The 22,786-nt window shown below is 56.2% G+C and carries 13 protein-coding genes and 1 pseudogene; 7 read left to right on the plus strand and 7 right to left on the minus strand.

The window, feature by feature from the left end; genetic code table 11:
* Positions 1-63: 63 nt before the first annotated feature.
* Positions 64-630 carry a hypothetical protein gene (locus tag F0Q04_RS03130; protein WP_182344399.1) on the minus strand — a complete coding sequence of 189 codons (567 nt, stop codon included), beginning with the start codon at positions 628-630 and terminating at the stop codon, positions 64-66.
* A gap of 270 nt (positions 631-900) precedes the next feature.
* On the opposite strand from F0Q04_RS03130, the gene F0Q04_RS03135 reads away from it, so the two are divergent.
* The 3 genes from F0Q04_RS03135 to F0Q04_RS03145 all read left to right on the plus strand — a co-directional run bounded on the left by F0Q04_RS03135 (position 901) and on the right by F0Q04_RS03145 (position 10,333).
* Positions 901-6,174, plus strand: a complete 5,274-nt coding sequence (locus F0Q04_RS03135; protein ID WP_182344401.1) for an ATP-binding protein — start codon at positions 901-903, stop codon at positions 6,172-6,174.
* Positions 6,175-6,534: 360 nt separating this feature from the next.
* Complete coding sequence (locus F0Q04_RS03140; RefSeq protein WP_182344403.1) at positions 6,535-7,689, plus strand: pentapeptide repeat-containing protein; 1,155 nt, start codon at positions 6,535-6,537, stop codon at positions 7,687-7,689.
* 2,056 nt (positions 7,690-9,745) lie between these two features.
* Positions 9,746-10,333 carry a nucleotidyltransferase family protein gene (locus tag F0Q04_RS03145; protein WP_182344405.1) on the plus strand — a complete coding sequence of 196 codons (588 nt, stop codon included), beginning with the start codon at positions 9,746-9,748 and terminating at the stop codon, positions 10,331-10,333.
* A 192-nt stretch (positions 10,334-10,525) separates the two neighbouring features.
* Here the strand turns inward: F0Q04_RS03145 and F0Q04_RS03150 are convergent, their stop codons facing one another.
* On the minus strand, positions 10,526-11,029 hold the full coding sequence (locus F0Q04_RS03150; RefSeq protein ID WP_182344407.1) for a hypothetical protein: 504 nt from the start codon (positions 11,027-11,029) through the stop codon (positions 10,526-10,528).
* Between the two features lie 568 nt (positions 11,030-11,597).
* Here F0Q04_RS03150 and F0Q04_RS03155 point away from each other — a divergent pair.
* Positions 11,598-13,814 carry an IPTL-CTERM sorting domain-containing protein gene (locus F0Q04_RS03155; protein ID WP_232539491.1) on the plus strand — a complete coding sequence of 739 codons (2,217 nt, stop codon included), beginning with the start codon at positions 11,598-11,600 and terminating at the stop codon, positions 13,812-13,814.
* A 507-nt stretch (positions 13,815-14,321) separates the two neighbouring features.
* Here the strand turns inward: F0Q04_RS03155 and F0Q04_RS03160 are convergent.
* Positions 14,322-14,573: a hypothetical protein gene (locus F0Q04_RS03160; RefSeq protein WP_182344410.1), complete on the minus strand. Its 252-nt coding sequence runs from the start codon at positions 14,571-14,573 to the stop codon at positions 14,322-14,324.
* A gap of 253 nt (positions 14,574-14,826) precedes the next feature.
* Positions 14,827-15,450 (minus strand): tyrosine-type recombinase/integrase, encoded by a 624-nt coding sequence (locus tag F0Q04_RS03165; RefSeq protein ID WP_182344412.1) that lies wholly within the window; start codon positions 15,448-15,450, stop codon positions 14,827-14,829.
* A 157-nt stretch (positions 15,451-15,607) separates the two neighbouring features.
* Here F0Q04_RS03165 and F0Q04_RS03170 point away from each other — a divergent pair, with 157 nt between their 5' ends.
* Positions 15,608-16,117 carry a GNAT family N-acetyltransferase gene (locus tag F0Q04_RS03170; protein ID WP_182344414.1) on the plus strand — a complete coding sequence of 170 codons (510 nt, stop codon included), beginning with the start codon at positions 15,608-15,610 and terminating at the stop codon, positions 16,115-16,117.
* Positions 16,118-17,276: 1,159 nt separating this feature from the next.
* Here F0Q04_RS03170 and istB read toward each other — a convergent pair.
* From istB to F0Q04_RS03185, 3 genes are all read right to left on the minus strand, one after another.
* Positions 17,277-18,080, minus strand: a complete 804-nt coding sequence (istB, locus tag F0Q04_RS03175; protein ID WP_182343973.1) for an IS21-like element helper ATPase IstB — start codon at positions 18,078-18,080, stop codon at positions 17,277-17,279.
* Entirely contained in the window at positions 18,070-19,596 is a 1,527-nt protein-coding gene (gene istA / locus F0Q04_RS03180; RefSeq protein ID WP_182343975.1) for an IS21 family transposase, read from the minus strand. Before istA ends, istB begins: the two co-directional genes overlap by 11 nt.
* A gap of 349 nt (positions 19,597-19,945) precedes the next feature.
* Entirely contained in the window at positions 19,946-20,317 is a 372-nt protein-coding gene (locus F0Q04_RS03185) for a DUF6794 domain-containing protein (RefSeq protein WP_182344416.1), read from the minus strand.
* Positions 20,318-20,986: 669 nt separating this feature from the next.
* On the opposite strand from F0Q04_RS03185, the gene F0Q04_RS03190 reads away from it, so the two are divergent.
* Positions 20,987-21,526, plus strand: a complete 540-nt coding sequence (locus F0Q04_RS03190; protein ID WP_182344418.1) for a cysteine hydrolase family protein — start codon at positions 20,987-20,989, stop codon at positions 21,524-21,526.
* A 249-nt stretch (positions 21,527-21,775) separates the two neighbouring features.
* Positions 21,776-22,733, plus strand: a pseudogene (locus tag F0Q04_RS03195) (sulfurtransferase).
* Positions 22,734-22,786: the final 53 nt, after the last annotated feature.

The following is a 22,786-nucleotide window of genomic DNA, read 5'->3' on the forward strand; positions in this document are numbered from 1 at the left end:
CCGTCGGTGTTCGGACGACCGCAAACGGTCCAGGGGAATAAACCGATCCGCGGCAACGCATACTCACAACGCAGCAATTTGGCCTAGGGCTAGAGCGTTGATTTCGTCCGACGGATCGGTAGGCCAAACAGGCTTAGACGCTTCGATCGCAAGGACCCCACTGGCGCAAAACCAGTCGGAATCAACCAGGGCGCCGTAACAAGCAGCCTGCCAGCTATTGAGGTAAGCCGCTTGGCGCGAGCCCTGCATATCTCGGCAATGTGCTTTCACCGCGGCTGCCCCACCTGCGAGGTGAAGGTCCTGGAGAGACTGGCGATTGTTAATGAGCTCTTCTGCCGCGTGCGAGGCGTAAAGCGTCGGCAGCTTGAGGGTATCTAAATGAGCTCTGACGCGAGAAGCCCAAAGCGTTGGCCACTCCGAAGGCGGGTCAGCAAAGTACTCGAAAACTGGTTTACAGTCGACATCCAAAACACGGGCCTTTAGCCAGATGTCTTTCGGGACATCATCGTAGTAGGGGTGCAAGATCAGGTCTTTCGCCTCGATCGGCTGGAAATCAAGCTTGATCTTGTTGCACGCGCTGCATGCGGGAACTAGGTTGATCGGAGTGACCGCTACTGGTAACGGTCGCACAGCACAATTAACGCCTTACGCGTCGAGTAGTCAGAAGGCGCTACTATCCATGGAAGAAGCCTCAAATCAAGAGAGTACTGTGTGGAACACGTCCACGAGGTGCTGAAGGGCTGTTTTTTTTGGGTACGCCTGTCTGCGCCAGAATCGGTTTTTGCCTTGGAGGCGGAGTATCTAAAGGTGAAGAACGACAGGTCCACGCGAGACAACCAGAAAGACCTGACTCGATTCTAAAAGGGCAATCACTGGATGAATTCGCAACCGGCTCAGGGAATGACTGCAACAAGCACTGTAACGCAACGAGGTGCGCCTCCTGGACTAACAGGCGGTGAGGGCTTCAGCTATGAAGACACGGTTGCAGCGGTGTACGCGGTCGCCCTCTTGGGTGAGGCGCCAGCGCTCGGGCTCACGGCACGCTCGGTCATCCATGTGGCCGTGCAGCAGGGCCCGCTAGGCCAACCCTTGGATGACCTGGTTGTTCGAGCGCGGGGCGTCGACCAAGCAGTAGCCACCTTCAGCGCACAGGTCAAGGAGAGCCTCCGGATTAGCGCGGCGGACACGAACACGGATTTTCGCGAGACCATTGAGCGAGCGCATCTCACCGTGTCCGCACTTGCATTTCAGGTCGGGCAGGACAGAGTAGGTGTGGTTACCGGCCAGATTGCAGATGCTAGCCGACGGACGTTCGAAACTCTGTGCGAGTGGGCGCGGGATGAGAGCTCCACGGAAATACTTGTGCGCAAGCTCCGTACGCCGGGCGTGGCTGGGGACAAAGCCACACACTTCGATGTGGTTAGGGAGATTCTGACCAACCACGTGGCTTCGGAGCAGCTTGATGCAGCTGTCCACAAGCTCCTCGCGCACTTCGTTCTTATTCGCATGGAGCTCCTGGCCGAAGGCTCAGTGACGGAAAACAACTCGGTCGCTAACCTGGCCAACATGCTCGCACCCGCTGACCGAGGCCGTGCCGACGACCTCTGGCGCAGGCTCCTGTCGCTGGTGCGCCGTGCGGAGGGGCGTGCCGCAGGCTTTGACCGCAAGACGCTGGTCGCAAGGCTGAGTGGCGCGTTTCGCTTAGCTGGCGCGCCGAGCCTTTCAGGCGCGCTGCAGTCTATCGAGCAGGAGACGCGGCTGGCTCTGGGCGAGATTGCGAACGACATCCACGGGCTGAATATCCCGCGTGAGAGCAGCGTCACCCAGGTGGTCCAGGCGATCAGCGCCCCAGGACTGCTTCAACTCACTGGTCTGCCCGGCGTAGGCAAGTCGGTCGTCCTGCGCTTGGCTGTAGAAAGGCTGCTGCAGTCAGGCCCGGTGCTGCTCCTGAAGGCTGACCGCCTCCAAGGCAGTACGTGGGCGCAGTACGCGGCTGCTTCCGGACTACCCAACGTTGACCTTGAGGAGCTTCTGGTCGAACTGGGCGCAACGGGACCAAGGGTTCTTTTCATCGACGGCCTCGACCGAATTGAGGTGGCGCGGCGTGGCGTGCTCAAGGACGTGCTGCTCTCCGTCCTCAACTCCCCGCTGCTCTCAGACTGGCTGGTGGTCGCTACCGTCCGGGACACGGGCGCTGAACCCCTCAGAACCTGGCTGCCTGCAAAGCTGTTCAGCAGTGTGCGGACAGTGGAGGTAAGAGCACTCGATGATGCTGAAGCCACTCTGTTGGCTGACGCGGTTCCTTCTCTTGCCCCACTCCTATTTGGGAGCGAAGCCGTACGCAGCGTCGTGCGCCGGCCGTTCTTTGCAGCAGTTCTCGCCAAGAGCGTAGGCGCAGGCCAAGTCACCGCGAGTTCGGAAGTCGACCTTGCGCAGCTTTGGTGGGGTGGTGGAGGCTACTCGGCCGACGCGGCCCGGGTGCAATATAGGCGTGCTGCACTCGTTGGCTTGGCCAGGGAAGGCGCTGCTCGCTTGGGCAGGCGGATTCCTGTTTGTGGCATCGACCCGCAGGCACTTGTGGAGCTGGAGGCTGACGGAATCATCCGGTCTCAGCGGCTTGGTCACTCGGTGCAGTTTACACACGACATCTTCTTCGAATGGGCGTTCCTGCAGCTCTTAGTCGGGGAGGAGGAGCGATGGCCCGACTTCATGCGACAGGTAGGGGAGCCTCCGGCGCTTGGGCGTGTGGTCGAACTGCTGTCGCAGGCGGAGCTGCTCCTTGGGGAGAGCTGGGTCAGCTACCTACAACTGCTGGAGAGCAGCACCCAACTTCGGTCCCAGTGGCTGCGCGCTTGGCTCGCGGGCCCCTTCGGTCTCGAAACGTTCGAAGAGCACGCTGACGCGTACACGGAGGCGCTGTTCGAGGGTGACGCCAAGCGGGTGCGTCAGCTTGTCGTCTGGTACCAAGCAGCCAAGTCTCAGCCCGACTCCTCCGTGCTGACGAATGCAAACGCCACAGACTTGGACCTGGCGCAGCGAATGCTGTATGCCGACATGCTGAGCTACCCGGCTGACTTGCCGGCTTGGGTGAGGTTTTGCACCTGGCTCTTGGAGCACTCAGTCCGTGTTCCCGTTACGGCCATTCCTGACGTCGTCGCCGCCTTTGAGGTCTGGCAGAACCGGTTTCGGCGCCGCTCCAACCGGATTTCGGACTCCATCGTGCGTACTTGTCTGGCGTGGCTGTATCACATCCAGCATGTTCGCTACCGGGAAGACGGGGAACGAGACTATGAGGTGTGGCGGCAGCTGAGCGAAACGGGCTACAGCGACGAAGAGGTGAAGGAGCTCGAGAAGTCGCTGCGCTCCCTGGTCCTGAGTTCGACCTTCGGGCAACCCGGGCTGGTGGCGCAGTACATCCGCGATTTGCAGCATCTACGGCGCATACCGCCTGGCGTTATGACTGCGGTGTTCAATCACGCGCCACTACTGTCGCAGGTCTGCCCTACGGAACTCATAGAGTTGACACTGAAGTTCTTGTGTCGGCAATTGCCTGTCGATATAGAACGGCAGATGCGAGACCAGGAGCATTACAGTATCTCGAGCGGATTCTCAAGCCTGCACGGGAATGCACCGGGCATCAGAGATGAGGGGATGTTCTCGCCGTCTGCGCCAACGCGGCAGCCATTTGCCGCGCTGTTCGAGCATGCGCCAGACGAGGCGCGGCGGCTCGTTCGAGAATTGTCGAATTACTCCATCCGGGCCTGGCGCCAATATCATCGACTCTCGCGCGATGAGGCGACCCCGATTCCTCTCGTCCTTGAGTTCCCGTGGGGACGGCAGGTCTTCTGGGGGGACTACCAGCGTTACATGGGCGCGCGTGGCAATTGGGCGCCTACTGCGGTGAACTCTGGCCTCATGGCGCTTGAAGTCTGGGCTTTCGCGCAGTTGAAGGCCGATGTCGCAGCAGACGATGTGGTTCGCGAAGTCCTGGAAGGGCAGACCTCTGTCGGGGCATTGGCTGTGGCGGTTGCAGTCAGCCTGCAGGCACAACAATGCTCCGCCACCACCCTTCCGATTGCGACCAGTCAGAGGCTCTGGCACCTAGACGTCAGGCGCAGTGTGGAGGACTTAAGTCAAAGCAACCTGATTGGATTCTTCAGACCGCATGACATGCAGCACGCTCGTGCTGTGAAGGCCGGCAACGACCTCGCGATTCGGCAAACGGACCTGCGCTCGCTTGCGAGTCTCATGCTCGTGCGCGGCGGGGAGCTTGGGGACCGAGCGGCCACGGCCATCCAACAGTTCCCGAATGACCTCCCCTTCGAATTCGTTGAGGAGCGTGCCAGCGACGCGCACAGGAATGACCTGCACCGCACCGCCGAAATCTGGGCGGAGAACGGCAAGCCTGAGAACTACCACGCCAAGTTGGTCGAAGACGATTCGAGGATTGCCATCGTCATAGACAACCCGCAGTCGCGAAGTGCAGACGTCCAAGAGATTGAGACCAAGCATGCTGAGATGGGAAGGCAATTTCAGCTGTTGACATGGGCCGATTTTTACTTTGACAATGGGTCGCTCAAGCCGTCACTGACCATCGATGAAGCTGTGGCAGCGGCCAAGCAACTATACGTCGGGGACTTGTTCAATGAAGGACACCCGAGCGGTGACACGCTGCATCAACTTCAAGCCGCTGTGGCGGGCGTAGCGGCCGTCGTTGTCTCTGAAGGAGCGTCGGAGCACTTTGAGTGGGCGGCCCAAACCTGCGTATACGCATCGAAGACGCCTCACGCGCACGGCAATCTCTTCGTTCGTGGAGCGCATCTCATGTTCCATCCTGTGCTCTACGTGGCTAAAGGATTCGGCGCGCTGCTCAAGACATTGGAAGGTGAAGACATCCCCGCTGTGCAGCAGTTGCTCATTCAGCTCGTCAGCCATCCGTACGAGGAAATCCAGGTCATGGCGCTACAGGGCATGCTCCAGGCGTGGGAAGAACATCCGAACATTGCCTGGGAGGCGCTGCGCGTCGCCACTGAGCTCGCCTTCGTTGAAGTGCGGTATGGCCATGCAGCCGAGGACGCCCGCCAGGAATACCTTGAGGAAGTTTTGACGGGTTCGATGAACAGGGTGATAGACGGCGCTGCTCCGCAAGACGTGTTGCCCTCGCTTCCCGAGCCGTGGGTCCCAATTCCTGCGGAAGACACGCCGAAGGAGGAAACCAGCCGATACGGTCGACAACGGAATGAGCCTTGGAGAACGAATCCTTTGCAGGTGGACACAACCTTCCTAGCGAAGGTGCTCGAGACCATACCGTTAAATAAAGCTGTTGGGGACCGGAGGCACGCAGGCGAATTTCTCGCTTGGTGCGAGCGACTGGCAGCATGGACCATTGAACGCATCGCGCCATTCTGGACAACGAACAGGCGAGGCTTGGAGGAGAACGCGTCATACCTGTACGAATGGAAGCGGAGCCTCTTTCAGTTCCTCGCCAAAGTATCCCTTCTCCTGCCTACTGAGGAAGCCGACCGTCGCTTCCTGCAAAAGGCCGCAGCCGCCGACGACGAAACGTACTGCGAACTGGCGGAGGGATACGTCTGGGAGTTGGCGGCCGCTGTTGCCGACAGTGCAGCCATTCCGGAGAACGCATTGCAACTTTTGGCCGTGGCCCGTGACCGCGCGCTTCAGTCATGGGAAGGGGCTTGGCGCGTCGAGCGGGAACTGGCAGACATCGTAAGGGAGCTTTTTTTCTCCGTGAATCTTAGCGCGAAGACACCTGTGCGCTTCGCGAACAACAACTGGAGCGATGTTGGAGTAGTCATCCTTCTGGTTGACCCAGTACTGCGTGCGCGAGGCAGCTCGCGACTTGTGGCGGAGTACTGGATGCAGCTTTGCGAAAGGAGCCTAGAGCACTATCCTGTCTACCACTTCGTGAGCAGCTTACAGCACGTTCTACCCGACGCGAACCGACGAGCCGAGTGGCGCAGCTCGGAGTTGCCAGCTAGGCTAGCAGGGCTGATTCAAAGGTTCAGCGAGAAGGTCCCCTCGATGCCGCACGCCATGGCACAAACCATCTTGCGAGCGCTCGACCAACTCGTGGACATGGGCGACCGTCGAGCCGCGGCTGTGCAGCAGAGCGAGATTTTTCGTTCGGTACGATTCGAAACAGCGGCGCCATAAAGCATCGTTCTGTCCAATCGAACACTTTCTGGACCGTTCGGAGGCTGTCTCAACCACACTGTAGGTGACAGTAAAAAGTGAGAAAAGTGGCGAATATGCCGAGGTGCTGTTGCGGATAAAACCAAAGGTCGCCTGAGTGATGAACTCGAGGCGACTTCTTTTTTTAATGCACTAGGCCTACACCTTGCGGCATAGCGTGTCCTTGTCCAAGGTCCGCTATCGGCCAAGTGCAGTCATTCGGAGCATGCGCGCCTATGGCCCCCGAAAGCCGACATCCAGATGCATCGAACGATTTAAGAACAGATAGGAATCTGTCATGAAAGAATGTCGGCCACACGTATCAACCAAAGAAGTCACTCCATGCAAGAAAAAATGAGCAAAAGAACTCCCTTTGCGCCGAGCGATCATGGCTACGAGATTCGCGGTGGAACTTTCGAGGGAAAGATATTGACACTGGGCGCTACAAACGTGAGCGACGTAATTGTCGGAGGGGCTACTTTCACAAACTGTGAGTTCCGAATGAAGGGGATCGCAAAGACGGACTTTAACTTTGACGCAGCCTGCCTGAACTGCGACTTCCGCCTTCCTAAACGCGTTTCCAACCGGTATATGGACAGGCCTATTTTGAATGGATGCAGGTTCCATGGCCATTACGTGGGCTTCGACTTTGGACCAAAATTTCGGAAAGATTTCACAGGCAGCCCTAGCGCTGGAAGCTTGAGCAACTGCGATTTTTCGACTGCACGACTCCATCTCTGCGCGTTCTATGAGACTTCACTTTCAGACCACAAGTGGCCTGGTTGGCCACATGTCTTTCTCGACTACACAAACGGTGCAAGCTGGGCGCATGCACTTGCAAGCGCCTCTCTCCCACAGCGATTCAAAACCATTCTTAAGCTCCAGTCCGAATTCACTCCCGAGGACTCTGCAGTGAATTCAAGATGCATTGTTTCAGTCTATTTACCAGAGATTGGAGAAGACCCTGAAGCACTTTGGCCGCTGATACAAGACATCCCTCAGATATGGTTTCCAGAGAAGGAAGGAAAGCCGAGAGTCAATCCTCAAACTGTTCAATCGGCTCTGGAGAAAAATGAAGAGGCAGCGGAGATCTTTGAATGGAAGCAAAACCGACTTACCCCCTTCAACTTGCTAACTCGTTGCTGGTTGACTGAAATTCGGTCGAATTCCGAGAGGAAATCAATTGAGTTGGTATTTAACTCTACATATCTTCAGTCTCGTGTACCCGATGCGCCACCTGAGGTAAGGCTAGTACTTGAGCAAGCACAAGCGTCTTTACGTCTGCCAAACGAGACTAGAAGCTTGACCGGCATGGTTGAGAAATACATGCCAATGAGTGCATTTCTTGAAGAGGATGCCGTTGTTCTGAAACCGCATAGAAAGGAGCGTGGTCAAGTGATTCTTAACTTCGATAGCTGTACGGCCTTCGAAGCAACGGGTGCATCATTGAGCATCACAAAGCTCCGAGACTTTGTGAATCGCTATTGGCATCAGTAGCCTTTCCATTCTTCGGTGAATAGTTATCCAGATTGGCTACGCGGCGAACAGTTGGGTACACACGGAATGATCGGTTCCGAACACCCCGGAAGACGGCTTCGGCCACTAAATCGAAGCGCTCCTCGAATGTCTGCGTTGGCGAGGACTCCACTTCCGCTTCGGGTCGAGCAGCGACAGCCGCCAATCGGCCACAGCTGGACTTTCGATAGCACACCAGGTTCCGTACAGATGGACGTTGTTGGCGCGGTGCTCACTTAGTCCGAAGACGTCAACATGAACATGGAGAAGGTATGCGACTAGAGAAGGATGTTCCCATTGAAGCTCGGTACTTGAGGCTCTACACGCGCGTCTCAAACCGGCGCTTCGGTATTGAACGCGCAAACGCGCTTCGGTGGTGTTCAGAACACCCTGAACGTCTTAAGCAGACTGATAGCGCTGCCCTTGAAGAGTTGAGCGCTCTCGACTCACTTCCGAGCAGCTCCGCCGCTTTCATTCAGCACTCTGCCTACGCGGACATCGCTCCAAATCGGATCTATAGCGCTGCGTTTGATCTGGCCACTCCAAACATTGGAAGCGCATGCACCGCAAGGTTGCGGCTCGCCATCTTTTGGAGAAAGTTTCCCCTGCAGGGGCTAGGGGATGGACATCACCACTTGGTCGTCTTTGATTTTCCGGAAGGTCTACCAGCAGTTCTCGACAGTTTACGCGTCGACGTTTTTGACGGGGGAGTCAGTCGGTGCAGAGCAGCGCTAGCCGACATAGAGACATGGATGGCGTATCGGGCTGCTTTTGCTACTCCGCAGCCCGATGCCAGTAGCTCCCAATCAGCCATATGCAGAGATTGAATAGGATGTTGGAAAAACTTCCACTTAACGAATTGCAAGAGCGTGCCAAAGTGGCAACTTACATCGCCTGGAGTCTCGGCCAAGACTCCCGCCAACGGTGCCAATTACGCTCGGAACAATGTGGGAGGACACCTGTGTAGTTTTCGAGCTTTACGTTGCGCGAGAGCGTCCGCAGGACGCAATTGTTCTCACACGCGCCCGAGTCAACGTCTTTGACGGAAGGATCGAAGCGATGAGTGTGTTCGACGAGGCGATAGGCAAAGTCCTCGCGGAAGCTTCAAAGTAAAGACCGCAATGGGTCGGTCTGCGACAGTCGCGGATCGGCCATTAGCGGTCATTGCTTGATGTAAGCTGCCAAATATGAAAACAGAGGCCTACACCGCCGAAGCCATATGTGTAAGTTTGGGCATACCTTCATTTATAGGTGACCCGGCTTGTCTTCGCGCCAAGTGTGCGCTGCGGCTATTGCTCAAGCCATCTTTCCATCCCGAGATATGCCTGACCTTCGCGGATGAAAAAGTGTTGGTGGTATGCGCTCGCGGAATGGTTTGGCGACAGCTAGAGCCCGCGCCAATGCTCACAGACCGTGCTGAAGGTGTTGTGTCGGCTGAAGCTCGCAGAAGCCTTATAGAGCGAGCTGCTGCCGTTGCGAATTTGGAGAGATTCCCAAGCATGTTCGTCGATGGTATGCCGTCAGAGTTTTTGTTATTTCATGATGGCTCACTCACCCTACGGGGCGAAGGGAATGCTGGTAGGGTAGGTGATTTCTCGAGAATGGTGGAACTCGCAATAGTTAGCGCTTGGAATTGCATTTCCAATGTTCATAGTCGCAATGCTCTAGCAGATGCCTCCGAATATGTCGGGAAGAAGCTCGCTCGCGAATCTGCGCCTGCGCGAAAGCCTGTGATGGAGACCATGATTCTGGGGGTAGAAGAGGACCGCGCGCAGTTAATCGAGGCACTTCGGACTGTCGAAGCGGGCAGGAAGTAGAACCCTTCAAACGTCTGGCGTGGGGTGATTTAATGGACCGCTTTGGGGCGAGCAGCAACAGTCATGCGCAGCCACTTGAAGCTGCTAGTACGATGGCTCAATTCGGCCACGAGCAGCCTGTGGCAGCGCCGGGTCGATCCGGTCAGTACGATTGCATCGAGGACTGGTAACAATCCTGCCTCGATTGTCTGCTCGGGCGCTCTCGAATGCCTCCACCCTTTATGTCACACCATATCCAAAATGAACTTGAGACAAGACTCGTCGCGCTGGTTCGATCTTCCAGCGAGTTGATGGCTGCCCTGGGGGCTGTTCGCGCTCTCGGCTTGTCTTCCTGGTGCATTGGTGCGGGCGCAGTGCGATCGCTCGTGTGGGATTCGCTCCACGGCTATAAGCGACCCTCGGATCTTGCGGACGTTGATGTCGTCTACTTCGACGATTCAGCTAGCGCTAAAGGGCAAGACGCAGAGCTTGAATTGCGACTGGCGAGCATTATTCCTTCAGTGCGCTGGGAAGTGACCAATCAAGCGACTGTTCATCACTGGTTCGCCGAGCAACTGGGAATAAAAGTGCCGGCGATTCGCTCGCTTGAAGAGGGCATATCGACGTGGCCGGAGTTCGCGACATGCGTGGGCGTCAATCTGGACGAAGAGGACGCCATCGGCATCGTTGCACCCCACGGCCTGTATGATCTTTTTGGCCTTGTTGTACGACATAATCCGCTGAGAGTAAGCGTTGCCACCTATCAGCAAAGAATCCAATCCAAGCGATTCGGCGAACGATGGCCACTGCTTTCAATCGAGGGATGCTGACGAGCCTACGCTTTGCACATGTTGCACCTTGTGCTGCGGGCAAACGTACCAAGGATCTGATCCTCTGACGACCGCTTTCGGAGAGTCTGGAAGTCGGCTATGGCTCGGTTTGCGACAATCGTGGATCGGCCAAATACAGTCGGGAACCGGCAATTAGCAATCATCTAGATTTGCCCCAAACCGCAGCGCGAATCAAATTGAGGAGGACGTTGTCCCTCTTGGAACGCACACAAATTTGTCCCAATTAAACCGGAAAAAACCAATATGGATAGCCCTTCCATTGTTTGGAAGAATGTAGTTTTCGTCTCCTCCTGGCGCATGAGCAATTTCCAGGTGATGCCATTGAAGAGTAACTAACGTTCCCCAGCCGTACTTCACGACCTTGACTGCTTGGCTGTTCCTTGCAACGTCCTTGTTGGAGACTTCAGAGATGGCCGTAGTTGCGGCGTAGGTCACCAACTCTGGCACTGAAAAAATAGGGGGATTCATCTCAAAACATAGACTCGACTCCAAATAATTGGCCCAACGAGTCCTGCCCGTAATTAGCACGGAATCCTGTTGCTGGATAAGTTCTACTTGCTGTGGAGCATCGACCCAGTTTTCGCACATCCAGTCCCAGTCAGAACCATCCGCAGGGACAGATATCAATGCATGGTCAAATTCAATCCGGTAGGTTGGCAAGTAGATAGTCGGCATGTGATTTGTAAACTCAACAGCGTATTGATCACTATGACACGTTATGCCTAAGATCCGAAACTGGCTGTTAAATGTCCGCTCAGGGTCGATATGAGTCTGTCGGTGCGCGCAAAAGCCGTCACTCGAGGCGGTGTGCAGAGAACCGAACTGCCGAATGGCCAGTTCCGTACATGAAGCGGACACTCAGAACTGGCGGAGCTCAACGACAGATGTGGGCGATTGCTGCCGTTGAGGCCCTGGATCGTGAATGACTCAGATCAGCCTGAAGCAGGCTATCGAACACTCACTTCGGCTCTGCAGCGGTTGCTGCCGCTCGCATGCGAGGCTCGAGCGGAAGCTATGAGGCTGGCAGCAGACAGCTGGCCTGGCACCTTTGCGCCATATATATGTTTCTACGTGTGTATAAAATGTTAAAAGCAGGGGTACAAGTATCCCCAAGTGTCACGGTCTACTTGAGGGGACAATGTTGAGTACAAAGCTTTCAACGTTCGCGACAGGCGCTTATTTAACCGCAGTGTCTATGGCGTTTAGTCATGCGGCTGTAGCTGCCTGGGTACCAAGCGCCCCCATGTTGACCGAGCGTGCGCAGCATGCAGGCGCGTTGCTCGATGATGGCACCTTTGCGGTGTTCGGAGGAGTTAACCGCACCGGATTCGTTACTACAGCAGAGCGGCTGACAGGCAATACGTGGAGCGCAATCGGCTCCATTGGCATTACTGGCAACGTAATGGAGGCAGTGACACTGGGTACTGGCCAAGTGCTTGTGCGCGCAGACGGTAGCCGGCAGGCTCGTCTGTACTACCCAGAGTCCAATTCTTGGTCAGATGCGGGAGTTCAGAGTGTTACGCGCAGCATGCCCTCCATGACACTGCTGGCCAATGGCAAAGTTCTTTTGGCCGGTGGGGTGAGCAGTGGTGGTGTAAGAGAGACTTCGGCGGAAATATATGATCCTCGAACTCGCACGTGGACAATGACTGGCAGTATGGCAATGGGAAGAAACGCCCACGCCGCCGTGTTGATGTCTGACGGCCGTGTATTGGTGGCGTCGGGTTTCGGAGGAGCTGGAGAAGTCCTGGGTGCAGAAATCTACGATCCTGTTGCAGGCACGTGGTCACTGGCCGCACCGCCCCTGGTGCCGCGCCACTATGCAAGCATGAATCTACTGCCTGACGGGCGCCTGCTACTGGCGGGGGGATTCACATCCGCTGGTGTGACCAATCATGCAGAACTCTATGACCCGGTCGCCAACACTTGGACAGCCACTGGTTCTTTAATTTATCCGCGCAACGGCACGATGGGCTCTCCAATGGCGCATGCAACCGTACTGCCGTCCCGCAAGGTATTGATTGCTGGCGGCTCAGACGGGGCACGCAATGCCCAGGCAGTGGCGGAAGTTTATGACCCTGCAACTGGCACTTGGTCCAACTCAGATGCAGTCACTCAAGCGCGGGAAAATGGAACAGCGAATCTTTTGCCAAGTGGCGAGGTGCTGATTACGGGTGGTTTCAGCTCGAATCCCAGCTTGACTTTTTTTGCGAACACAGATCGCTATCAGCCTCCTGTGCCGGTCAGTACTCCAGCCGTGCTGGATCCCCTGCCGCTTTTGCAACGGCGAGGGGGCGTACTGACTCTTACAGGTACTGGGTTCAAGGGCGCTGGAGGTACCGACGTACCGAGACTTGAGCTACAACGTGTAGAGAATGGATTCATCTACCAGATAGGTTTTACTTCTCATTCAACGACACAGTTCGTGTCGACGCCGTTGCCCGATCTGCCTGCAGGGCTGTATATGGCGCGCCTGATTGTGGCTGGCGAACCCTCTACGGTCGCCCAGTTAGTTCGATTCACCGATCCAGCAGGTGCGCCAACAGGCACTGCGGGTGAACTGCAGATCGCCGTAAGCTGGACTGCACCAGCCGATGATCGAGGCAATCCTCCGGTCGGCTATGAAGTGACTTCCAATCCAGCGAGTGCAGGCTGTACCGCAGTCGCGCCAGAGACACAATGCACCGTTAGCGGGTTGACCGCTGGTACGGACTACACGTTCACCGTGCGTGCCAAGCACGCCAATGGCCTGGGGCCAGAGTCCACATCTTCTCCACCTGTGACGCCCCTTGCGGCACCTGGTCCTCAAACCATCAACTTTGCGCCACCAGCGCCGCATCAATTTGGTACGACCTATCAGCCGCAAGCTACAGCCACTTCGGGGTTGAGCGTGAGCTTTGTGGTCGATTCCGGGCCTTGTGTAGCCCAGCAGCCATCAGGCCCCATCACATTCGCTGGTGTTGGAAGCTGCACGATTCGTGCAACGCAACCAGGCAACGCCGCTTATCAAGCAGCGCCCGACGTGTCGCATGTCTTGGTTGTGGAGCAAGCGATGCAGACGCTTCGCTTTAACCCGCTTCCGCCCTCGACTGTGCAAGTGGGGGCGCGCTACACACCCGTTGTAGAGGGGGGCGCGTCAGCAAATCCTGTTATCGTTACGGCAAGCGGTGTGACCAATCAGCAGCGCCTGATGCAAAAGGCCGCAGGCGACGTGTGCACGCTTGACGCAGGCACGGTGACCTTTGGTGCAGAAGGCACCTGCACGATTACCGCCACACAAAATGGAAACGCCAACTATGCACCCGCACAAGCTCAGTCTTACGACATCACGGTAACGCCCGCTGCGGTTGTGACACAGCCAACACCGGTCCCGTCGCTGAGCCAGTTAGCGCTGATGCTGCTTTCCGCTGCAATGGCGGGACTAGCTGCCATTGGCTTTCGTCGCAAACGGCTAAATTGATGGCTATGTCCCCGTTGAGTGTGGAAAAACGCCAATAGCCGTGAGCTGCAGTGACTGGCGGGATCCTCAGATGCTGTGTATCCACTGGGGCCATTTATAGAGAGCTAAACGTTAGCTTCTTGTTTTGAAAATTTGCACTGAATTTCTTAGTTTGTGAGGCGCGAGCATGGGAGTGCGAGCTGCACAAAAGAGCTTGGCGATGTTATGTATCGGTTCTGACCGGCGAAGACTCCTTCGCAGCGGTTGCTGCCGCCCATGGTCTCATCGCGCGGGTTCGCTCACCACCGCATAGCGGTCATCCGCGCGCGAATGTTCAAGCCGAAGCTGTGACGGCTTTCACGATAGCAGCAGACGCTGGTCATCAGGGCCATCCAAGTGACTGCTAGATGTCCGCTATCGCTGTGCATGAATAGACGCTATCGACCCAGAGCAGTCTTCCGGCTTTGCCCAAAGCTGACTTTGGCATCTACTGAAAGCTGCTCGCCAGCCGAGGATTTCGGGGCAAGCTCAGTCTATAGACCACCACATTTCCAATGCGAAGTAGCGGTTGTCGAAATTGCGGGCCATGTAGATATTGCCGGTCATTTCGGTCCCTCCATCTTCAAAAGCCCACAAAAAATCATCGACCTGAAGGTCATCCTTCAGTGCCCGCAGAAGCTCATTGGCGATGCTGGTTGAGACTGCCGCGACCAGCTCTTGAGGGTTGCTCGCGCCTCCAAGAGCCCCTTGAACCCAAGCCCCGAGTTGCTTCACATCCATTGCACCGGCTTGCGGTTTTCGACGCGAGTCCTTGAATCGAAAATGAGCTTGGTTCGCAGCCTCGACAAAGGTCCAAAGGATGCCACCCTCAGAGTATTGGTCTTTCGACTTTGCGCAAAGCTCATCGAGCAGTTTTAGGGTGTATGTAGATAGCATTTAAGGAATGAGCGAGAGTCTGCTCCTGGCCGAAAGCACCATGTTAGCTCCACCAGCCAGTCATCGGATCATCCTAGGTGGTGGAATTTCTCCAGGTTCAGATCTCCGTCTGTTCAGAGATCTCAAGGGCATCGTCCACTTCGATACCAAGGTATCTGACAGTTGACTCCAGCTTCGAGTGTCCCAGCAGAAGCTGAACAGCTCGTAGGTTTTTCGTACGCCTGTATATCAAGGTCGCCTTTGTGCGTCGAATTGAATGAGTCCCATAGTCCGCTCGGTCCAGCCCCAATTCGTCAACCCAATGACCTAGGATTCGCGCGTACTGCCTCGTCCCGAGATGAGGTGATTCGTGCAATCGACTGGGGAAGAGGTAGTCATCTTGCCTTAGCTTTGCTTGTTTGATCCAAGCCTGCAACGCATCCCTGGCTGGCTGCGTGATTTCGAACTGCACCGGTCGCTGCGTTTTGTGCTGCATGACGATGGCTCGTGTTGCCATCTGGTCTCCGTGGCATACATCTCTTACTCTCAGCGCGACCAGGTCACATCCGCGCAGCTTGCTGTCCACACCTAGATTAAAAAGGGCTAGTTCTCGGACTCTTCCATCCATCTGAAGCCGAATTCTTAGAGTCCAGATGTCTTTGAGCTTAAATGGTGCTTTCTGCCCGACTATCTTGCCCTTGTTCCATGGTTCGCGTCGAGTGACATGACTTACGGCTTCCATGATGGTCTCCCATCGAGTTGAGGGGCATATAGCATGCGCTTAAGTAGTCTCCACGTTGGGATGATGTAATTGACCTGTTCTGAAGAGCGGGCTGCGGAAGCAATCCGGACATGCGCTATTGGGCAGAAGCGGTTTTTTACCAACAACACTCAATCACATGACGACACTGATAATCCGCCCCGAAGTTCCAGAGGATGTTGCGGCCATTGAGACCGTCACAGCCGCAGCATTTCTCTATGCTCCGCACACGGACCACAACGAACAGTTCATCCTCGCTGGGTTGCGCGATGCGGGAGCGCTTACCGTCTCATTGGTTGCCGAAATGGATGGGTCCATCGTTGGAAATGTCGCGATGTCACCTGTTTCCATATCCGACGGCACAGAGGGATGGTTTGGGGTTGGCCCTGTTTCCGTCATTCCGAAGTTGCAGGGGCACGGGATCGGGTCTCAACTGATGCGCGCGGCGCTACAGAGGCTTTCCGAACAAGGTGCGTCTGGTTGCGTTGTCTTGGGTGACCCGTCGTATTACCAGCGATTCGGTTTTACGAACGAAGCGAGTCTTGTGCTGCCAGACGTACCCCCCGAGTACTTCATGGCATTGTCCTTCACACAACAGCGACCAATCGGTACGGTTGCCTATCATCAGGCGTTCAGCTTGACACAGTGACTGACCGCTTTGGATCGAGCAGCAACAGTCATGCGCCGCCACTTGGAGCTGCTGGTACGATGCCGCAATTCGGCCAGCAGCGGTCAGTCAACAAGATAGCCTCATTCAGTCAAAGATTCCATGCTCGATCTATATGTCCCAAAGCCCATTTCACTGCATGCCCGATACATTCTTTTTGACAGTACCCAGCGAGCTACCTGGGCTGGTTGTCAAGATGCTAGAAACCCCTTTCGGTATATCAGATGAGCCATTGGTTTTCTTTAAAGGCACGTTGATCGGGGCCATTCACTCGCAAATTACACCGGGCAGATTGGATATCTCTCTGCTCCCGCGACTTGATTCCCGCCGCATCTATCCATGGCCTACCGAACAAGAGTTCAGGTCTGCCCTGCACTCTTTACTCGAAACCTCATTAGATTTGACGCTACGATGTGAAGCAGATTCGGATCAAAGGATAGTCCAGGAGGTGCATGACATATCGTCGCTCCTGACCAAAGTTGGTGAAGTTCTCGCCTACAGTACAGGTTCGATCTGCTGCTGTCCGTCTTTTAGCTATCGGCCACAACCAGACATTCGGGTACACGCAATGAATAGCCCTTTGGATGCCACCGTGCTCTGCGCTTCGTTGGACGCCCTCGCGGAGGACAATAGATCCCGGGTCCCCCTGATGATTCAACTCTTGGGCCTTGATGGCCACGAGCGTCATGAAGACATCGTTTTTGACCTTGGGATTTTCGGGGACCCTGCTGCTATTCCCGCGATTGCGAAAGCCGCCGAGACAACTTTTCCGTACATGGTTCGATGGCAGAACCTTCATGAGTTCCAGCGCAAGTGCGCGTACGCCCTTGCTCGAATTGGGACGCCGGAATCTCGGGAGGTACTGGAGTACCTAGCCCAGCATTCGGACTCGCATTTGCGCGAATACGGAAGAGAAGGCTTGGACAACTGGCCGATGCCTTTCATACGGCCCTGAGCGTCCGCTACTGCGTGCGGCCAACGACTGCTTGGGGTCGCAATCTGCCATCGAGCAACTTCCGTCCGCAGATCACTCTTGGCTTGGTCTGTAGGATCTTTGCAAGAGTGTGATGTTGATTTCCATGCAAACCTGACCCACCATTTCCATCCAATCTTGACCCACTCTGATTCGTGAGTTGTTGGCTCACGATGAGGCTAGAGTTCTGCTGGTCCTCTCCTTCTTCACGGTAGTTGGTGGTTGCTGTGCGGAGCTGTTCTTGAAGCGAAAGCTATCATTGCCAGTCTCCAGAATATGACAGTGATGCGTGAGCCGGTCCAGCAAAGCCGTAGTCATCTTTGCATCTCCGAATACGCTGCCCCATTCACTGAAACTCAAGTTGGTGGTGATCACCACGCTAGTGCGTTCGTAGAGTTTGGACAATAGGTGGAACAGCAATGCCCCACCAGATGCGCTAAAGGGTAGATAGCCCAGCTCGTCCAAGATGACCAAGTCTGTATACGACAACCTGGTTGCAAGGTGCCCAGCCTTGCCCTGAGCCTTCTCTTCCTCCAACACATTCACCAGCTCGACCGTCGAGAAAAAGCGTACCCGCCGATGGTGATGCTCAATGGCCTGAACACCGAGCGCTGTGGCAATGTGGGTCTTGCCTGTTCCTGGTCCTCCGACCAGAACCACATTGTTGGCATCCTCCAGAAATTCGCATCGATGCAACTGACGCACCAGCGCTTCATTTACTTCGCTGTGGCGAAACTCAAAGCCAGCCAGATCCCGATACGCAGGGAATCGGGCTGCTTTGAGTTGATATGCTACTGCGCGTACCACTCTCTCTGCTGTCTCTGCTTTAAGCAATTGGGACAGGATAGGTTGAGCGGCTTCAAACGCAGGAGCGCCTTGTTCGGCTAGCTCACTGACGGCCTGGGCCATGCCGTGCATCTTGAGCTCGCGCAGCATGATCACTATGGAGGCGATGGCTGGGTCATGACGCATGGCGTACCTCTCTGAGTTGGTCATAGCGGCGCACGTTGGCCTGGGGCTCTACCGACAACTGAAGTGCTTGTGGAGATGTGACAGGCGCTGGAGCGGTGGTTCCATCGAGCAACCGGTGCAGCACATTCAGTACATGGAGCTTGCTGGGCACACCCGCTTCCAAGGCCAGCTCCACTGCGGCAAGCACCGCTTGTTCATCGTGGTGTAGAACCAAAGCTAGGATCTCCACCATCTCTCGGTCACCGCCAGGGTGCTTAAGCAAAATAGATTGCAGCCGCTTGAAAGCAGCGGGTAGCTCTACGAACGGAGCTCCATTGCGCAATGCGCCTGGCTTGCGCTGCAGCACAGCCAGATAGTGGTGCCAGTCGTAGATGGTTTGGCCAGAGCCATCGTGGCGGCGATCAATGATGCGCTGGTGCTCACAGACTATCTGACCTTCGGCAGCAACTACTAGACGATCTGCATAGACGCGCAGACTCACAGGCCGATTGGCATACGGCGCAGGAACGCTGTAGCGGTTGCGTTCAAAGTGAATCAGGCAGGTGGGCGAGACGCGCTTGGTGTGCTCCACAAATCCATCGAATGGCCGTGGAGCAGGCATCAATGAAGTTTGCTCTTGGGCCCAAACATCGGCAATGCTGCCTGGTAGTTTGCCGTGCTCAATCTCTCGCCATAGCGCAAGGCAGCGCTCTTGAAGCCACGTGTTGAGTGCAGGTAGATTCGCAAGAGGTGGAACAATCTGCCATAGGCGGTGGCGGGCGTCTCGTACGTTCTTCTCCACCTGGCCCTTCTCCCAGCCCGAAGCAGGATTGCAGAACTCAGCCTCAAACAGGAAGTGGCTGACCATTGCAGCAAAGCGTGCGTTAACGTCCCGCTCCTTACCGCGTCCGACACGATCCACTGCGGTGCGCATGTTGTCGTAGATGCCCCTGCGAGGCACTCCGCCCAGAACAGCGAAGGCATGGTTATGCGCATCGAACAGCATCTCGTGCGTTTGCAGAGGATAGGCTCGCACGTAAAACGCACGGCTGTGGCTGAGCTTAAAGTGCGCCACCTGCAGCTTTGTGCGCACGCCGCCAAGCACAGCCCAGTCCTCACTCCAGTCAAACTGGAAGGCCTCACCAGGCCCGAAGACAAGGGGAACGAAGGTGCCTCTACCTGTAGTTTGCTGCGCCAGAACGTGCTGTTTATGCCAAACGCGAGCAAAAGCAGCCACGCGGTTGTAGGAGCCCTGATAGCCCAAAGACTGCAGGTCCAGATGCATTTGCTTGATCGTGCGGCGCTGCTTGCGAGAGCGTGTCGCCTCAGTCTTGAGCCAAGCAGAGAGCTTGGCCGTGAACGGATCAAGCTTGGAAGAGCTGACCCGCTTGGCATAACTGGGCTCAGCTACGTCTGATCGCAGGTACTTGCGGATGGTATTGCGAGACAGGCCGGTTCGGCGAGAGATCTCGCGGATGGACAACTGCTCACGCAATGCCCAGCGGCGGATGACACTTAGGATTGCCACGTCTATCACTCCTGGTCTCCTGCTGCTCAACATAGCTGCAGGCTAGGGTTAGTGCGTGGGTCAGAATTAGATGGAAATCCTGGGGGTTAGTGGGTCACTTCTGTGTGGAAATCAACAAGTGTGAGACTGGCTGGATCAACCGTTCTCACTGATTCTGCAAATTTTCTCACTACATGCAAATTGAGAACCGACGCACACACTGTCTACGCGTGTGTGCTTGCCGGTCGACCTGTGCGGGCAACTGGCCGGCTTAGTCGCGTACGAAATTCATTGCGCAAATTTCTGCTTGCATCATATTCTTGGCGTAACCGAGCGTTTTGGAAAGATCAATGAAATCCTAGACCTATCGACTGCAATGTTAGGTATTTACGTCTCCTTTGTTGCCCAGAAGCTGTGCAGAAATCGTATCTGCCTCACCTTCTTCTAGTATCCAGATTCGTTTCACCAATTGCTCGACGAGCAGTTCATGCGTAATTGGCCTGTCGTTCAAGTGGTGCCAAAGGCAGATGAGGACAATGGTACTTATTGCATCGGCATCACCCACCAGAGAAAGCGCAGCCTGACCAAAGATGGAATCCTTTGGATAAATAAATGAATTTCGAATATACAAGCCCAGTGAAAAATGAAATCCTGGGACTTGTTCTTCAGTCAAATTGCGGATGCTTTCAAGATTTTGTGCATCTAGCTTCGACAAAATTTCATCTAGCAATGAACGAATATCTGGTGTCATGGAACAAGCCTAACGTAGTGTAGACCGCACCAAACCGTAGGCCATATCGGGTGTTTGCGATCTATATTGGTACAAATAGATCGCGGAACGGGGCTTGTAATCTGCCTTGAATTCAAGTTTTCTGTATGAAAATACAGTGATAAATTCAGCCATTAAACCCACCTCTCCTCCTGTGTTACGCGGCACACGGTTGCTGGACCAGGCCCGTGAGCGAATCCGTTACAAACAGTGTAGCCTATGTTTAATGGGTGGGCACGTTCGTGAAATGGCTCGGCTTGGGGCATCTTCGAGACGCGGTGCAATTGGAACACGAGCGCTTTCTGGTATGTTTCCCTGGCACTAGTTCCCCGGCTGAATGACGGCTATTGAGCGTTCACCTGTAGGGCTGCTCAGGGTCGATAGCGCCACTTCAGATTCTGACAAAGAGGTCCTTTGGTCCGGATCCAGTTCAGAAGACCGCTTCCGGTTGTAGAGCAGACATTCAAAGCAGATTAACTGCGAAGACAGCTTTGGGTGGCTTAAGTCATTGAGTCTGGTAGTTTGACCGACTGCAGTCAGCCTTTTACGGACCTAGGTATCAAGCACCAAACAAAAGCTGAGCCAACCTGAGTAATGCACGCCCATATCCAACCATAGAATCCTGCACATCCTCCAGCAACAGCACCCCCCATGCCCGCCCTCCTCCTAATAGACATCCAACAATCCCTCTGCACCGGCCCCAACGCCGCATGGGATTGCACCACCCTGATCGCCCACATCAACCAGGTCACCGCCGCCGCACGCCAAGCCAGCACCCCCATCATCTGGGTGCGCCACGCCGAGCCTGGCCTGGAGGCCGGCACCCCAGGATGGCAGCTGGCCGATGGACTGCGGGTGGCCAGCGCCGACCTGACCCTGGACAAAACCACCGGCGATGCGTTCTGGAAAACCGACCTGCTGCCCATGCTGCAAAACCTGGGCGTGCAGGAGCTGGTGATTGGCGGGATGCACACGGAATACTGCGTGGATGTGACCACGCGCGCGGCGCTGCGCCATGGCTACCCGGTGGTGCTGCTGGAGGATGCGCACACCACTTGCGGCAATGCCGCCGTCACGCCGCAGCAGGTGATTGCGCACCACAACATCACCCTCAGCAGCACCAGCAGCTTTGGGCCGCGTGCGCGGCTGCAGACGGCGCAGCAGTGGGCGGACTCGGTCAGCCAGGCTTGAGAAACCCGGCTTGGCTGGGGTTAGCCCAAGGCGCTAGGAAGGCGTTCTAGCTCCCAAAGTCGAAGCAGCCCAGCGCAGTGCACGCTAGCGCTGCACCCTTTTCGTTCATGCCTGGCCCCTGTCAAGCGCGCAGATCACATATGCATCTGCGCATTCCTCAGTTGGAGTAGCTGCTTGCAACCTGCACAGTGCAAGCAGGCCCTGCCGTGATGGCAGCCTTTTCTCCCATGACCTGAAGGACGACACAGCATGACTATCCGCACAGCAGCGCCTTGGCGCGTTTTGATTGCCGGCACCATCGCGGCAACCGTTTGGGGCGCGAGCCCTGCTTTTGCCAACACGCCGCAGGCGGTGCCTGAGGGCGCGCTGGTCAGCACCGAATGGCTGGCGGCCAACCTGCAGCGGCCCGATGTGCGGGTGATCGAGGTCAGCGTGAACCCGGGGCTGTATGAGCGGGCGCATATTCCGGGGGCGGTCAACTTCTCCTGGCACAACGACCTCAATGACAAGGTGCGCCGCGACATTGTCAGCAAGGAGGCGTTTGAGCAATTGCTGTCCAAGGGGGGGGGTGAGCGACAACACCACCGTGGTGCTCTACGGCGACACCAACAACTGGTTTGCGGCCTGGGGCGCCTGGGTGTTTGATGTGTATGGCGTCAAGAACGTGAAGCTGCTCGATGGCGGCCGCAAGAAGTGGGAGGCGGAGAACCGTACGCTGAACAACCGCGCACCGGACTACGCCGCCACCACCTACCGCGTGGGCCAGGTCAACACCGATTTGCGGGCCCGCCTGGGCGATGCGCTGGCGGCGGTGGAGGGCAAGGGCGCTACGCAGCTGGTGGATATCCGCTCGGCCGACGAATACCAGGGCAAGGTGTTTGCACCGGCCGGAGTGCCCGAGCTGGCCGTGCGTGCCGGCCATATCCCTGGCGCGGTGAATGTGCCCTGGGGCAAGGCGGTCAATGAAGACGGCACCTTCAAATCGCGGGCCGATCTGCAAAAGCTCTATGCCGATGCCGGCATCGACGGCAGCAAGCCCATCATCACCTACTGCCGCATTGGCGAGCGCAGCAGCCATACCTGGTTTGCGCTCAGCAAGATCCTGGGCTACCAGGTGAAGAACTATGACGGCTCCTGGACCGAATACGGCAACAGCGTCGGTGTGCCGATCAACAACCCGGCCGGCACGATCTGGGCTGCCAAGTAAGCCGATTCTTTGGTGTATTGAATGTCTCCGCATGGGCTCGGTCCTGTGTTCAC

Source organism: Comamonas koreensis (genome assembly GCF_014076495.1).
Taxonomy (GTDB): domain Bacteria; phylum Pseudomonadota; class Gammaproteobacteria; order Burkholderiales; family Burkholderiaceae_C; genus Comamonas; species Comamonas squillarum.

What these genes read in the sequence shown, in the direction of transcription:
- F0Q04_RS03135 (WP_182344401.1), top strand. Translation starts at nt 901, where the DNA reads ATGACTGCAACAAGCACTGTAACGCAACGAGGTGCGCCTCCTGGACTA.
- F0Q04_RS03145 (WP_182344405.1), top strand. Translation starts at nt 9,746, where the DNA reads ATGTCACACCATATCCAAAATGAACTTGAGACAAGACTCGTCGCGCTG.
- F0Q04_RS03150 (WP_182344407.1), bottom strand. Translation starts at nt 11,029, where the DNA reads ATGCCGACTATCTACTTGCCAACCTACCGGATTGAATTTGACCATGCA.
- F0Q04_RS03155 (WP_232539491.1), top strand. Translation starts at nt 11,598, where the DNA reads ATGTTGACCGAGCGTGCGCAGCATGCAGGCGCGTTGCTCGATGATGGC.
- F0Q04_RS03170 (WP_182344414.1), top strand. Translation starts at nt 15,608, where the DNA reads ATGACGACACTGATAATCCGCCCCGAAGTTCCAGAGGATGTTGCGGCC.
- F0Q04_RS03140 (WP_182344403.1), top strand. Translation starts at nt 6,535, where the DNA reads ATGCAAGAAAAAATGAGCAAAAGAACTCCCTTTGCGCCGAGCGATCAT.
- F0Q04_RS03185 (WP_182344416.1), bottom strand. Translation starts at nt 20,317, where the DNA reads ATGACACCAGATATTCGTTCATTGCTAGATGAAATTTTGTCGAAGCTA.
- F0Q04_RS03190 (WP_182344418.1), top strand. Translation starts at nt 20,987, where the DNA reads ATGCCCGCCCTCCTCCTAATAGACATCCAACAATCCCTCTGCACCGGC.
- F0Q04_RS03160 (WP_182344410.1), bottom strand. Translation starts at nt 14,573, where the DNA reads ATGGATGTGAAGCAACTCGGGGCTTGGGTTCAAGGGGCTCTTGGAGGC.
- istB (WP_182343973.1), bottom strand. Translation starts at nt 18,080, where the DNA reads ATGCGTCATGACCCAGCCATCGCCTCCATAGTGATCATGCTGCGCGAG.
- F0Q04_RS03165 (WP_182344412.1), bottom strand. Translation starts at nt 15,450, where the DNA reads ATGGAAGCCGTAAGTCATGTCACTCGACGCGAACCATGGAACAAGGGC.